Origin of the sequence: Shewanella sp. BJSY2023SW007 (assembly GCF_047314525.1) — a bacterium.
GTDB lineage: Bacteria > Pseudomonadota > Gammaproteobacteria > Enterobacterales > Shewanellaceae > Shewanella > Shewanella chilikensis.
Map to the genome: position 1 here is coordinate 63,460 of NZ_JBKORL010000057.1, position 13,999 is coordinate 77,458.

The window sequence follows — 13,999 nt, forward strand, 5'->3', positions numbered from 1 at the left end:
TGAATCGTAAAATGCCGCGTTGATCGCGGCGTTTTTTATGGCTGGCGTAGCGCCTGACGTAGCAGCAAAATACTGGCGTTGGGAAACTGGCGGTAATCCAGATAGGGGACTTTCCAGCGCCACTGATCCAGCCTTTGTATTCCGGGCGCACCGTTAAGACTCTGCCCGGCATCGCCGGCGATATTGAGTTGGCTGGCGGCTTGATTGCCGGCGATAAGTGCTATGCCGCTATCGGTTACCAACTCTGTCGCGCCTATCTCCAGTGCGACTTGGCAAAAGAGCCTCTGCTGCAGAAAACTACGCCAGTCGTCATCCGGGGCAAATATCTTGGCGCAGATCACCAGGATTTTGCGCCAGTGGTTGGAGTTGGCGGCTATCAAGGCCGCGGCGGCATCGTTCTGCTGCCAGTGCCAGTCAAGCGGCAGTGTTGGCGGGTTGGGTAAGTAAACCCGCGCTTTGGCCAGGTCGTTACCAATACGCGAAGGAAATGAAGGCGTTGAGTGTGCGTGCACGTTTGCTCTCTGTTAGACTTTTATGCCAATAGATCTCAGTGAAATGCCGTTTCAGCGCCGCCACTTTGGGGCAGTTCGAGGTAAAGGTCAATGAAAACTCTGCTTATCAGCTCGGGGAAACAGCTTACTATTGCGCTTTTTTATGCTTGTTTCGGTATAGGGCTGGCGCTGACTGTGACCGGGATCTGGTTACTCAATGATCGTGTTGATTTGAGTCCCTGGCATACTCACTTTCTGAGTCATGAGTTTGATCGTCACAAGGGCGTCGAAGACTTTAACGATTATCTCAAGTTGGAGCAGCAACTGTTTGCCGAGCTTGATCAGGAGCTTGGTAAACTTTCCGGTGGCATAAACTCACCGATAAATCGCTATCATAGCGGCAGCATAGCAGATCCCAAGCGCTGGGTTTTTCCCTGGAATCAAAGTTTCGAATGGGCCAATGCCGATGCGCAGTTCGGGCTCTTGCTGTTTCATGGTATGTCAGATTCACCCTACGCCATGCATCAGTTTGCCCAGCAGTTCAAGGGGCGCGCTCATGTGTTGGCGCTGAGGTTACCGGGACACGGCACTCTGCCATCCGGCCTGGTGCGCTTGGAATGGCAGGATCTGGCCGCGGCCGTTAAGTTGGCCAGTCGCCATATGAGCCAGGTGCTCAATGGCAAACCTCTCTATGTGATAGGTTATTCCACCGGCGCCAGTCTGGCGCTCAACCATGAGTTGGAAAACCTTCATAAAGGCAGGCCTACTGATTATGAAAAGGTGGTCATGCTGTCGCCGGCCATAGGTTTGGCTCCTATGGCGGTCGGCGCGCAGTGGCAGTCGCAGCTGGGTTATATTTTGGGGCTGGAGAAACTCAGCTGGAATACTATTTCACCCGAATATGATCCCTTTAAATACAGCTCTTTCGCCGTAAATGCCGGTGATGTGGTTTATCGTCTGGCGCAGCACAATAGCCAGCGTTTACTGGCTTTACCTGAAGAGAAAAAACGCCAGTTGCCGCCGATTTTGGCGTTCCAGTCGCTGGTGGATGATTCGGTATCGACGAGAGCTGTGCTGGAGAACCTGTTCCTGCAACTGCCCAAGGGAGCCAATGAACTGGTGATCTATGATATCAACCGTAATCAGGTGAACCTCAGTATGACACCTGTGGATCCTCTGGCGGAGATCAGCGGCATACTGGCGCGAACCAATCTGACTTTCCGGGGAACATTGATTGAGAATCAGGTGGGCTTCAGTCATCTGGTGCAGGCTCGGGAGTTTGGTACTCATTCCGGAGTGGAAAAACTCAACTTTAAATGGCCCGTGTCAGTTTATTCTTTGTCTCATGTAGCCTTGCCGTTTTCTGCCAATGACAGTCTATATGGTAATCAAATGGCCACAAGCATGGACCGCATTCAAATTGGCGCCGCCGCATCCCGTGGCGAGCGCGGTGTCATCAGCATTCCCGCCGCCGATATGCTGCGCCAGCGCTGGAACCCTTTCTTTGATTATCAGATGCAGCGGATTGAAACCTTTTTCAATCAAGATCCTGAGCCGACAAAGTACAGATGACCCGGTTACGGCCCTCGCTTTTGGCTTGGTATAGGTTAGCATCGGCTTTTTTTAACCAAACCTCCAGAGACGGACTGTAGGAGGCATTGGCAATCAGGGCACCGATACTCGCAGTGACGCTGATCCGGCGTTGATCTTCGGGGTTGATGATTTCAAGATCGGTAATGGCCTGACGTATTTCATTCAGATACGGCTCTATCTTGAAAGGGTTGCACATGGGTAGCAGTAGCAATAGTTCTTCACCGCCGTAGCGGCTGATAAGATCCGAGTCGCGCTTGAACTTTGTCTTAAGCAAATCGGCGACTCGTTTCAAGGTTTCATCACCGCCCAAATGACCAAATTCATCATTGATCCGCTTGAAGAAGTCCAGATCCATCAACACCACGGCCATGGCTTCGTTATTGCGTTGGCATAGACCCTGTAAAGTGGCGAAACTCGCTTCGGCGTGGCGCCTGTTGGCAAGCCCTGTGAGCGGATCGGTTTGAGCTAACTGTTTGAGTTTGCGGTTGGCTTGCTCCAGCTCCAGAGTTCGAATAATGACTTTTTCTTCCAGATCCAGCTGGTGGGCCATCAGTTGGCGTTGGTTCTCCTTGAGTTCAGTGTAGAGGTGAGTTACTTCCACAGGCACGTTTTGGTCATTGAGTAACTTATCTTCAGTAAGGCGCTTGCCCTTGTTGAGTTGCTCTGAAATCAACTCCAGCGGTTTGGTCAGCCGTTGCCCAACCACTCTGGCGACCAATAGCGACAGTAACAGGAACAGCAACAACAATGCGAAGGTGAAAATAAACTGGCGCTCCACTTCGTGCAGCAGTGGGGCGTAGGGGTCGAGCACAAAAATTTGCCAGTTGTTTTGCAGGCGATACTGGCTGTAAACATATTCCGGACTGTCGTTATCCAATGCTTTTAGGTTAAGCATGGGCAATAAAGAGCGATAATGTTTACCACTCTGGCGGTAGTTGAGTTGCTCGAGTTTGGGTAAGGCCAACGCCTTGGAGGCGTAAATAAGACGCATATTTTCATCGACAATGAACATCGACCGATTGGTCTGTTCCAGAAAGTCATTATCCAATTCGCTGAAACGATTGAGATTTAGCGAACCTTCTACTATACCGATAACTTGTGGGCCTGTGGCCAGGTACAGTGGGCTGCTGATGGCGACTATGGCATCTGAGCCAAAGCCCCGGCCGAGAAATACGGCGGAAGTGAACAGCCGCTCATTGAAAAATGCCTGCTGAAAATAGTCTCTGTCATTGATCTTCTTATCGCCCCCCTTAAGCTCCTTTAGCCCACTGACAGGGCTTGCTTGCACTATGCTGCCTTCAGAGTTGGCAATCAGCATGGTTAAAAAGCCGGGGTTGAGTTTGTGCAGCCGTGACAGCATCCGCTGCAACTCATCCGGGCTGGGAGAACTATGTTTAATAAGTTCGGCGGCGGTAGCAATGACCGACTGATGCCGCTCGAGATAATGCTCTACCGCCAGGCCGATATTTTTGGCGGTTTCATGTAAGTGTTTATCCAGGATCTGTTGCTGCTTGTTGACCCAGTAATAATTAAATACCAGGGTAGAGAGTATCAGGCTCAAGTTTAGCAGCAGCAAAAAACTGTAAAAGAGCTGCTCGCCAAAGCCGCTGCGCTTGGCTGGTAGCTGACGGCCGGTCAGGCGTTTGAGCGCAGGGGTTACCAACACAATCAAGCAGCCCAGGGTGATATAGACCATGGCATTGACCGACTGCTTGATGACGACGAAGGGAATGTATTCAGAAGGTAAATCGCTGAAAAGGTGTAGATAACCATAAATAAGTGGCATGCCCAGCAACAGCCAGAAGCAGACACCGGCGTAAAATACCGGCCAGCGTTTTTTTCTGGCAAATCCCAGGGCCAATGCCTCGAGACAGAAGAGTAGATAAACGTGCGGACTGTCCCATTGCAACATCAAGGAAGTTACACTGATGGTGGCGGCGAGCAAGGCATACCAAGGCCCCAGTAAAATGGCGATTAGTACATAGAAGGTATTACCCAATACCAGCTGCACATTGGCAAACAAGGGGATGGGGAAGCTGTTACAGGCAAAGCCTATCAGGCCAGCCATCAGACTGAGCAACAGCGGTTGTCGATACCAGGGTAAGTGGGTCAAATCAGTTCCAACTCCTGTCTGGAGTTAACAAATGGTTAATGACAAATGCTAGAGCTAAATGGTTTATTTAACAATATTTTTTGAATATTTGTCTTCAGCGCTACCCAATACCTGTTTCGAATCGGTACTCGCCAAGCTTAGTTGTGGTGGTGGTTTTGCATAAAAAGGGATGGTCGGGTGGCTAAAAAGGGCAAGCCGATAAAGATGAATAGTTGAAGATAGCGGCCGGAAAAAGCATCAAGGCGCCTTTGGTATCAATGAAAGCGCCTTGATGTGTTTGACAGCCTTATTCGCCCTTGAGCCGTCGGTCCAGTTGATCTTTCAGATTGGCGGGCACGCCTTTGATCAAAATGGTATCCGATACAGGATCGTAAATGACCCGCTCACCCAGATGTGAGCTGTCAAAGCTCAGGGTCAGGCCGCCGCCGGTGCCGGAGAATTTCTTCAACTGCCTCAAGGTGGATTTATCAGCCGGAAACTCTTCTTCCAAACCGTAATCACCGCCAACGGCAAAGTCATAGAAGGAATCCATGCCGGATTCAGCCAGTTCATCGGCCAAGTCCTTAAGCATGACTTCACTGCCGCTGTCGACCTGGGAAGTACAGTATTCAAACACCCGGTCGCGGCAGGTTTGACGCTCTTCTTTGGTTAGTTCACCGCCACCGACAAAGTCTTCCACCGCCTGCATCAGGGTCTTGCTCTGCTGCTTGGGATTAACCCCTTCGACGCAGCCCATAAAGTCGAGGAAGAAGTCAGCCACCTTGCGTCCGGCTCTGCCGCGGATAAAGGAGATATATTTGCGCGACTCACTGTCGGCTTGCCATTCGGTGAGATCGATTCGCGCCGCCAACTGGATATTATTCAGATCCAGATGGTCGTTTTGTGATAACTCCATATCATCCAGCACAGTCATTGATGACTTGGCGTTCAGCAGTGCTACAAACAGGTAGTCGCTGGCCATAAAGGTGTAGCAGGCCAGTAACAAAAAGCCACCCTGGCTGAAGTCATACTTGGAGAGTTCTTCCTGCAGCAGTTTGCCAGCAGTGGCTGAGAACTCTACAAAGCCTTGCTGCCCATCGCGATAAGACTTGAGTGCTTCCTTGAAGGCGGGGTTGGCCTCGCCATCATCCCCGGGGACGCCAAAATAGCCAAAGCCTTTTCCCGCTTTACTGGAATAGCTCTGATGCAGCTCATCAAGCATGGTCTCAACGGCCTGGCTGTTCAGCAGTGGTTGAGGGCGCAGACGGCAGCTGAGCTGGCCTTCGCCATTTTGGGTGATTGCGTGAATAATCGCTTGTTCGACGTGAATACTCATAAGCCCCGATAGTGATACTCTGTTGTAAATCCGCTATTATATGCCGCTAATCCTTATCTGAGTGAATCATTTTTTATTTATGGCTATCCAATCAAAATATACCAATGCGCAAGTTGAATCCCTGATCGCCGAATTATTGGCCGTGCTGGAAAAACACCAGGCTCCGACCGATCTTGGCCTGATGGCATTGGGAAATGCGGCTTCGCATCTGTTGTCGACCAAGGTGCCCAAGGAAGCCCGTCAGCAGGTGGCGGAGCAATTTGCCAAGGCATTGACACAATCCTTGCGTTGACTTGTAACAACTGAAATGCGCTAAATAGTGGCGTTGTAAGTCAAAAAGCACATAATAGCAAACAATGTAAGATACACAGGCAACTTACAAAAGCGGATCCATATGGTCGAGCGAACAAAGCAGTTGGGCAAGGACAGGGTTTCACGCCTTATCAATTGGGGGCACTGGTTTGCCTTCTTCAATGGCTTTTTGGCCATGATAGTCGGCAGTCGATATCTGGAAAGTGTCGGCTACCCTGAAACCTGGATTGGTTGGGGCTACCTTGGCGTCAGTACCATAGGCCATTTAAGCTTCCTGGCGTTTATTGTCTATCTGGTGTTGCTGTTTCCCGTTACTCTGCTGTTGCCTTACTCGCGTATCCTTCGGGGATACGCGGCTGTGGTGGCCACCCTAGGTCTGTGTATCATGCTGTATGACACCATAGTCTATGACGACTATGGCATGCATTTGAGTCCCTTCGCTGTCGATTTGGCCTGGGCCGACCTCAATAGTTTACTGCATGGCACGTCTTATATCGTCACTCCCCTTGGGATCTTGGCACTGGAGTTGACCGCCGCCAACTTTATCTGGAAGCGGATTGAGAAAATTCAAAAGCGCAATTATGGCAACAAAGTGGTGGCCTTTATCGGGGTTTGTTTTGTCAGCAGCCATCTTATTCATATTTGGGCTGATGCTGCTGATGTCACTGAAATTACCCGTTTTGATGATGCCTACCCGCTATCTTATCCGGCGACGGCGCGCACCTTTATGGAAAATCACGGTATCGACGGCTCCAGCAGCTTGCAGGTGGATACCGAAACCAGCTTTAAATACCCAAGAACGCCGCTGACCTGCAGCGCAGAAGAACATCCCAATGTACTGTTTATTGCCATCGACAGCCTTAGGGCTGATATGGCCGACGAGCAGACCATGCCGTTTTTCAGCCGCTACGGCAAACAAAACCATGCGTTTATGAATCACCTCAGCGGTGGCAATACCTACCGCAGTGGCATGTTTTCCCTGCTTTATGGTCTGCAGGGCAGCTATACGGATGCGGTGGAACTCAATTACACCAGTCCCTTGCTGAGTCAGAGCCTCAAGCAGCAGGGCTACAATCTTGGTCTGTTTATCAGCAGAAGTAATTATGCCGAGGCTCGTCCCCAGGCGATATTCCGCGATTTTGACGCTCATATTGCCGAAGACGATGGCGGCAGTGCCATGGCTGATATCCAGAATATCGATAGTTTCCAGCAGTGGCGAGCCCAGCAACAAGCGCCCTGGTTTGCGCTGCTTAATCTCAAATCGCCGGAAGATTATGATACGCCGGTAGGTTTCCTCGGGGTGCAGACGGTTAAACCCGACAGCGCTCTCAAACCGGCGCAGAAGGTGCTGTTCAATCAATATCGGCAATCGCTGAACTTTATTGACAAACAGCTGGAGCAACTCTTGTCTGCTATGCCGGAAAACACTCTGGTGATCATTACCGGCGTCAATGGCAAGGTGTTCACCAGTAACGCCGATGAGGCCAGACGGGATTTGTCACCGGCCAATGTCAGCGTGCCTTTGGTGATCCATTGGCCCGTCGGTGGCCACGCCCAGGCCAAGTACCGCACCAGCCACTATGGCTTGGTGCCGACCTTGATGAGCCAAGTACTGGGTTGTAGCAATCCGGCCACTGATTACAGTGCCGGCCGCCACCTGCTGCAGCCCGACAGCCTCACATGGGTCTATGTCGGTGACGCTCGGGTGTTTGCTATCTATCAGCAATCGGAGATTACTGTGATTGACCGTCACGGCCAATATCGTATCTATGACAAGGCTTATCAGAACCGCCTGGACAAGAAGATGAGTGCTCCGGAGCTCATCGAAGTGATGCGTGAAGGGCGGCGTTTGTACAACCATTAAGCGCTGCGGATTAAAGACTGTACGATAGAGAAAAAACAGGCCACAAACTAGGCAGTTAAACTAAAAATTCTCAGATGGAGCTTGCACAGCTTCGCGACTGTTGATAAAGTTCTGCCTCGTTGAGACGGCATACTGCGCCAGCCGCTCAAGACAAATATCGGTATGTAGCGCAGCCTGGTAGCGCACTGTCATGGGGTGTCAGGGGTCGGAGGTTCGAATCCTCTCATACCGACCACATTCAAAACAAAAAAGCCCAATCTGTTGATTGGGCTTTTTTGTGCCTGTCTTTTTTGTATCAGTCTTTTTATCTATGTTTGGTAAGCCGCGAAGTCAGTAGTCTTGCTGGTTTATGTTGCTGTGCCTGTTAGTGGTCAAGAGTCCCAAGCCAGGAGAATGAATGGCGGATAAAGCGGTCGGCATCCCGGGACTGACATTCGCCGTGGGCTATGATGAGTTTCTCCGCTTGCCAGCCAAGTATAGTGGCCAGGGCCTTTCGGGCCTGAGGCTTGCCAAAGCAGAAGCTCAGGCGCCAATCCAGCGGTGTCTTGCCGTTGGGGCCAGTATGCCACTGATGTGCGCCAGCGGTCTTTGCCAGGCTTTGAAGCACTCGGGCTGAAAGTTTTCAATCAAATCGGTCAGGATCAGCGTGCGGCTGTGGCGATGAAAGAATACTGCCTCCTGCATCACAGGGCTGCCCTGAAACAGGCAGAAGTCCAGCTCGTCAAGCCAAGGGTCTTTGGCATTGTGTTGCGAGTCTGCCAATTCGCTGAGCAGCAGTTGGTCGAAATGCAGATCGCTGCGTTTTTTTGCCAGTTCTTCGGTCGCGTAGCTTAGGGCATTGGGAAAGGCTTGCTGCCAGTCTTTGACAAACAGATGGTGCAATGAGTTGGGCGCCAGCAGATACCTGACTTCACCGAGGGCCTTGACCTCCTCGAGCAGCTCGCGGCTGAGTGCTATGGGGGAGTGCAACCAAAGCGTGCCATCATCAAGCCTGACCACTGTCATCCGGGTAGTGTATGGCAGACCAAAGAAAGGCACTGTCTTGCCTGTCACTATCCATATGTTATCACCGAAGGGTTTGAGTCTGTGATTGGGCATTGCGGCTCCTTGGTATCACTTATTGGCATTGTTATCTAACGCCGATGATCCCGCTAGTTGTCAATGTCACTCCTGCGGGGCTTTTAACTCCCTCAAGTAGCGGTAAATGGTGTGCACCGAAATATCCAGGCGCTTGGCGGCCACCTGGGCGCTATCCTTGAGTTCAAAAATGCCGGCATCGAACAGACGAGTCACGATTTCACGGTTTTTTTTCGATGGCGGGATCTGTTCACAGTGGCGTACTGCTTGATTGACCTTGTCTATGGTGCTGTGCAGCGTTTCCTCAATATTGACGGCGAATACTTCTGACGTACCGCTGTGTTCTGTGAGCGGGGATTGTTGCGGCAGCATGGAGTGCAACACAGACATCAAAGGCGCATCCATATCTGTGTTGATACACAAAAGGCCTATGGCCATCTGCTTTTCGTTGCGAATAACCGTAGTGATGGATTTCAGAGTCTTGCCATTACCGCTTTGGCTCAGATAAGTCTCGGAGATATCCTGGCCGCGCTTGAGTTTTTCCAATGCCAGGTTGGTAATAGGTGCGCCGACACTGCGGCCGGTAATATGGCCGTTGGCTATTTTGATGACCGAGGGGTTCTCTCTATCCAGGCTGTGTAAAACCACTTCTGTGTGTGACCCATACATGGTGGCGATACCGTCGACCACATTTTTGATGGCGTTGAGTATCTCCATATCTTTGGGAGTTAACTTGTGAAGTTTCACCGCTATCCTTGTGTGAAAGCCCGGTTATTGGCGGGCACTGGAGCTTAGGCAGACATGATACTGATAATGGTATTGTCGGTCGACACCATGCCATCACAGATCATCTGTCCCAGATTCTTGATTGTTTGTTCGACATCGGCGGCGACTATGCCCTGCGTCGATACGGCATGTTGGTTGAGTGCCATCAAAAATGCCCGTACAGCCGCGCTGGACGAGGTGCTGACCTTCATGGCGCAGGAAGCTTTGGCGCCGTCACAGACCATGCCAGTGCTGTCACTGATGACATTCTGAATGGCGTAACAGCTTTGTTCAAAACTGCCCCCGGCAAGATACACCATGGCCATGGCAGCGGCGGCACTGGTCACTGTGTTGCCGCAAAAAGCCGATAGTGGCGGGTAGTGGGACTTGATATAAATGGCGCCCAGGTGGCTCATGATAAGTGCCCGGGCCAGTTGCTCTTCACTGCAGCTGAACTTCTTGGCGGTGACCACTACAGGTACAGTCGCGGCTATGCCTTGATTGCCACTGCCAAAATTGCTCATGGCCGGTAGGGTAGCGCCACCCATGCGCGCATCCGAGGCTGCCGCCGTGTACATGACTATCGAGTTGAGTAGATCGTCACTCAGCAAGCCGCTATCGATATTTTTCTTCAGCGTTCGGCCCACTTCCAGACCATAGGCCGAATTCATGCCTTCGTCGGACAGGCGGGAGTTAAGATCGGACGCCGCCAGAATAAATCTTATTCGGTTAACATCTACCCCGGTGGCAAACTCATAGATTGCGGCGATGTTGATATCGACGCCGTTGCATACCGAAGCAGTGCTGCCTTGGGCTGAGGCTTCGGCCTGATACAGCAACTGGCCATCGAACCATTTCTCGGTAATCCGGGTATGGCTGCCACTGATAACGATTTTAACCTGGTGTTTGTCGTTGGCAGCGGTTACCGCGCAATAAATGAACTCGTCTGCTTGAATACGGGATATCTTGACCATGCCGGCATCAATAAGCGCCTGGGCCTCGGCCACTTGCGCCGAGTTGATATTCGCCAGCACTTCAAGACCGGCATTGGCATAGCCTCCAAGGGCTCCTGCTGCGGCGGCAATGGCCAGGCCTATCTTGCCGGTACCGGGGACAAATACGCCCATGGCGTTTTTGTAGAGGTTATCCGAAACCTGAACCTCCAGGTTTAAAGGCTTGGCGCCCAGCGTTTCAGTGGCGACAGCGGCGGCGTAGGCTGCGGCAATGGGCTCGGTGCAGCCCAGCGCAGGGCGCACAACTTGATTGAGGATAGCTATATATTGTTGCCACTGTGGTTTCATGACTGGGTTCCGGCGCGTCTGAGTGGGGATAGGCAAGGGCTTGGATTGCGGTCACTGTACCAATATTGCCCATAATCTCTTGAGATAACTTGCAACTATTTTTGAATGCGTTTCGGCTTAACGATGCAATTATTTGCATACCAAGGCTGTTGTGCAAATTTATTTTGCCGTTAAAGAGACGGCAATTGTTGCTAGTGTGACCCACATCTTGTAATTGATGGCATTTTTCATTTAATCCTTTGATATCAACAAAATTGCAAAAAAGAATGGCTGGCTAGTTAATGTGGTGCAACTTTTTTTGCAAAAAATAACAAGCAGTATCCAATAATATTTAGGGTCGTTATATGAAAACTGACACTTTGGCACCAGAGTGGGGCGCGGTCATTACTCGGAATGATACGCAGGCATGGAAGGAGGCGACCCGGTTTGACAGTACTGATTGGGGTTGGATCATCATGTCCATCGGCATGGCCATAGGTGCAGGTATCGTCTTTTTACCTGTGCAGGTGGGTTTAATGGGGCTGTGGGTGTTTCTCTTGTCTGCCCTTGTCGGTTATCCGGCCATGTATATGTTTCAAAGGTTGTTTATCAATACCTTGGCCGAGTCCCGTGAGTGTCGGGATTACCCCAGCGTGATTGGTGATTATCTGGGGAAAAACTGGGGCATATTTCTTGGTGCCCTCTATTTTGTCATGTTGGTGATTTGGGTGTTTGTCTACTCGACGGCGATCACCAATGACAGCGCCTCTTTCCTGCAAAGCTTTGGAGCCACCAAGAGCCTGTTGTCTGAAAACCCCTTCTATGGTCTGGGGCTTATTTGTCTTCTGGTTGCACTGGCTTCCCGCGGCGAAAGCCTGCTGTTCAAGATTTCGACCCTCATGGTGCTCACCAAGCTTGGGGTGGTCGCACTGCTTGGGCTGATGATGGTCGACAAGTGGGATATCAATAATATCGGCGCAGTGCCCAATAGCACCGATTGGCTCCGCGATGCGGTGGTGATGCTGCCCTTTACCTTGACTTCGATCCTGTTTATTCAAAGCCTCAGTCCCATGGTGATCTCATACCGTGCCAGAGAGAAATCCATCGAGGTGGCGCGCTTTAAAGCGATGCGGGCGATGAACATAGCTTTCGGGATCCTATTTGTTACTGTGTTCTTTTATGCTGTGTCCTTTACGCTGGCGCTGGGGCATGAGCAGGCGGTAAAAGCCGAGCAGGAAAATATTTCCGCCCTGGCGATAGTGGCGCAAGGCATGCCAGGTCAAACGCTGAAGCTCTTGAGCCTGACACTTAATATCTTTGCGGTGATGACGGCCTATTTTGGGGTCTATTTGGGGTTTCGGGAAGCGTGTCAGGGGATCATCATGAACCTATTGCAGCGCGTTATGCCCAAGGAGAAGATCAACACCAAGCTGGTGGGTTACGGCATTATGGTATTTACCATATTGCTATCCTGGAGTGCCATTGTGTTGAACGCCCCAGTGCTGAGTTTCACCTCTATCTGTAGCCCAATATTCGGCTTGGTCGGCTGTTTGATCCCGGCCTATCTGGTTTATCGGGTGCCGGCGCTGCACAAATACAAGGGCGTTGGCCTGTACGTGATTATCGCCACTGGGATCTTACTGTGTATCTCGCCCTTCCTGGCATTCAGTTGATTGACTTGAAGTTTGGATTTGAAAGAGTCGAGTGAAGAACGCCCCGGATTGCGGGGCGTTGTCAATGGCGCGGTAGCAAATTTACGCCAAGGGGTTGGGCCAAAAACTTATGTGAAGAGCTCAGGCCTTGTCCTGCTGCTGCAGAAAGTCGTGAAATTCTTCTTCATAGAGATGAAACAGCACTAGGGTAACGGCAAAGATGATAGGGCCGTAGATCAGGCCGATAAGCCCGAAGAGCTGCAGTCCTCCCAGCAAAGAGAAGAAGATCAGTAAGGTACTCATGCCGGCGGAGCCTTGCATCAGAATCGGCCTCAGGAAGTTATCGATAGAACCAACCACCAATATCCCCCAGGCACAGAGGAACAGGCCCCAGCCCCAATCGCCGGTCAAGGCCAGATAAAGCGCGGCCGGTACCCAGATAAGTGCAGTACCCACCACAGGGATAAAAGAGGCGAACGCCATCATGCAGCCGAGGAATAATCCGGGCAGGCCGACTATGGCCATGGCGATACCACCGGCAAGGCCTTGGGCCAGGGCGGTGAGGAAGGAACCTAGTACTGCCGATTTAGCCACTTTTTCCACTTCATCGAGAATTTTATCCTCCTGGCTGCGGGACAAGGGGATCACATGTCTGAGGCTGGTAATTATCTGTTCGTTATCTCTGAGGAAGAAAAACAGCACGAACAGCATCAGGGAGAAATTGACAAAGAAGCCGGTGATATTGCCAAGTAATGCCGTGCTCAGGCCGACCAGACGAGTACTGAGCTCTGTCAGGGTTGCGGTGGCTTTTTGCAATATTTCCTGCGGATCTATGCTATCGAACGGTAACCATTTATTGGTCAGCTCCAGCGACGATTGTACCCAGGGATGCTCAAGCAACTCTTTGGCGCCACCATGGGTCAGCCATTGATAAGCCTGGGTGGCGGAGCTGATCCCCTGCTCAATCACGGAAATCAGCATAAACAGCAGCGGGATAAGTATGATTACCGTCAACAAAACACAGGAAAGCAGCGCGCTCAGATTGGGGTGATTGGGGAGTTTCGCTTCGATGCGCTTGTGCACGGGTAAAAACAGTAAGGAAACGATAAATCCCAGCAGAATAGCGCCCAGATAGGGAGCGACCAATAGATAACAGGCATAAGCCGCAATGGCCAAAGCGGCGAGGATTAACCAATGGCGGGGTTCGACCCGAAAACGTACGGACACGGGAATTCCTTGTTAATTCAAAAAGTATGTTGAGTTTGCCATCTGTGTGGCTGGGGCTACATGTTTGGACCCGGGCTCGAGATGACGGCAGTTATTAAACCACGGAGCGGCAGCGCAAGAGAAGAACTGCTTGGACCATATATTCGCTTAATCGCCAAGCGTCAGTGGTATGTCACTCTTGAAAGCCACCTGTTGTGATACAGGTGGCTTTTTCAGTAGCAATAGCATTAGAACTTGTAGTTTACCCCCACAGTGAATCGTTGACCCAGCATGTCGTAGTAAGCACCTTGGTTATACACGCCTGGCTGGC

General features: G+C 51.2%; 10 protein-coding genes, 1 tRNA gene and 1 pseudogene. 5 read left to right on the forward strand and 7 right to left on the reverse strand.

The window, feature by feature from the left end; all coding sequences use genetic code 11:
• Nucleotides 1-35: 35 nt before the first annotated feature.
• On the reverse strand, nt 36-512 hold the full coding sequence (locus ACMHXE_RS09090) for a DUF6942 family protein (RefSeq protein WP_101094871.1): 477 nt from the start codon (nt 510-512) through the stop codon (nt 36-38).
• A 90-nt stretch (nt 513-602) separates the two neighbouring features.
• Between ACMHXE_RS09090 and ACMHXE_RS09095 the strand changes: the two genes are divergently transcribed.
• Nucleotides 603-2,063: an alpha/beta hydrolase gene (locus tag ACMHXE_RS09095; protein ID WP_039034003.1), complete on the forward strand. Its 1,461-nt coding sequence runs from the start codon at nt 603-605 to the stop codon at nt 2,061-2,063.
• Here ACMHXE_RS09095 and ACMHXE_RS09100 read toward each other — a convergent pair.
• Together ACMHXE_RS09100 and yejK are read right to left on the reverse strand one after the other, a co-directional pair.
• Nucleotides 2,029-4,197, reverse strand: a complete 2,169-nt coding sequence (locus tag ACMHXE_RS09100; protein ID WP_413732047.1) for a diguanylate cyclase — start codon at nt 4,195-4,197, stop codon at nt 2,029-2,031. The two genes, ACMHXE_RS09095 and ACMHXE_RS09100, sit on opposite strands and share 35 nt — an antisense overlap.
• A 286-nt stretch (nt 4,198-4,483) precedes the next feature.
• A complete protein-coding gene (yejK, locus tag ACMHXE_RS09105) occupies nt 4,484-5,512 on the reverse strand; it encodes a nucleoid-associated protein YejK (protein ID WP_039034005.1) in 1,029 nt (342 codons plus the stop codon).
• A gap of 79 nt (nt 5,513-5,591) precedes the next feature.
• Here yejK and ACMHXE_RS09110 point away from each other — a divergent pair, with 79 nt between their 5' ends.
• From ACMHXE_RS09110 to ACMHXE_RS09120, 3 genes are all read left to right on the forward strand, one after another.
• The gene (locus tag ACMHXE_RS09110; protein ID WP_025011457.1) at nt 5,592-5,804 is read left to right on the forward strand and encodes a YejL family protein; all 213 of its coding nucleotides are present in this window, start codon (nt 5,592-5,594) and stop codon (nt 5,802-5,804) included.
• Nucleotides 5,805-5,906: 102 nt separating this feature from the next.
• Nucleotides 5,907-7,688 carry a DUF3413 domain-containing protein gene (locus ACMHXE_RS09115; protein ID WP_144361297.1) on the forward strand — a complete coding sequence of 594 codons (1,782 nt, stop codon included), beginning with the start codon at nt 5,907-5,909 and terminating at the stop codon, nt 7,686-7,688.
• A gap of 158 nt (nt 7,689-7,846) precedes the next feature.
• A tRNA-Pro gene (locus ACMHXE_RS09120) sits at nt 7,847-7,923 on the forward strand.
• Between the two features lie 129 nt (nt 7,924-8,052).
• On the opposite strand, the pseudogene ACMHXE_RS09125 reads toward ACMHXE_RS09120, so the two are convergent.
• The 3 genes and pseudogenes from ACMHXE_RS09125 to ACMHXE_RS09135 all read right to left on the reverse strand — a co-directional run bounded on the left by ACMHXE_RS09125 (nt 8,053) and on the right by ACMHXE_RS09135 (nt 10,831).
• Nucleotides 8,053-8,786, reverse strand: a pseudogene (locus ACMHXE_RS09125) (DUF4336 domain-containing protein).
• 66 nt (nt 8,787-8,852) lie between these two features.
• Nucleotides 8,853-9,512: a transcriptional regulator gene (locus ACMHXE_RS09130; protein WP_101056822.1), complete on the reverse strand. Its 660-nt coding sequence runs from the start codon at nt 9,510-9,512 to the stop codon at nt 8,853-8,855.
• A 44-nt stretch (nt 9,513-9,556) separates the two neighbouring features.
• Nucleotides 9,557-10,831 (reverse strand): serine dehydratase subunit alpha family protein, encoded by a 1,275-nt coding sequence (locus ACMHXE_RS09135; protein ID WP_413732049.1) that lies wholly within the window; start codon nt 10,829-10,831, stop codon nt 9,557-9,559.
• Between the two features lie 344 nt (nt 10,832-11,175).
• On the opposite strand from ACMHXE_RS09135, the gene ACMHXE_RS09140 reads away from it, so the two are divergent.
• Nucleotides 11,176-12,483: an amino acid permease gene (locus ACMHXE_RS09140; RefSeq protein ID WP_224868160.1), complete on the forward strand. Its 1,308-nt coding sequence runs from the start codon at nt 11,176-11,178 to the stop codon at nt 12,481-12,483.
• Between the two features lie 120 nt (nt 12,484-12,603).
• Here the strand turns inward: ACMHXE_RS09140 and ACMHXE_RS09145 are convergent, their stop codons facing one another.
• Complete coding sequence (locus tag ACMHXE_RS09145; protein ID WP_101056820.1) at nt 12,604-13,689, reverse strand: AI-2E family transporter; 1,086 nt, start codon at nt 13,687-13,689, stop codon at nt 12,604-12,606.
• Nucleotides 13,690-13,999: the final 310 nt, after the last annotated feature.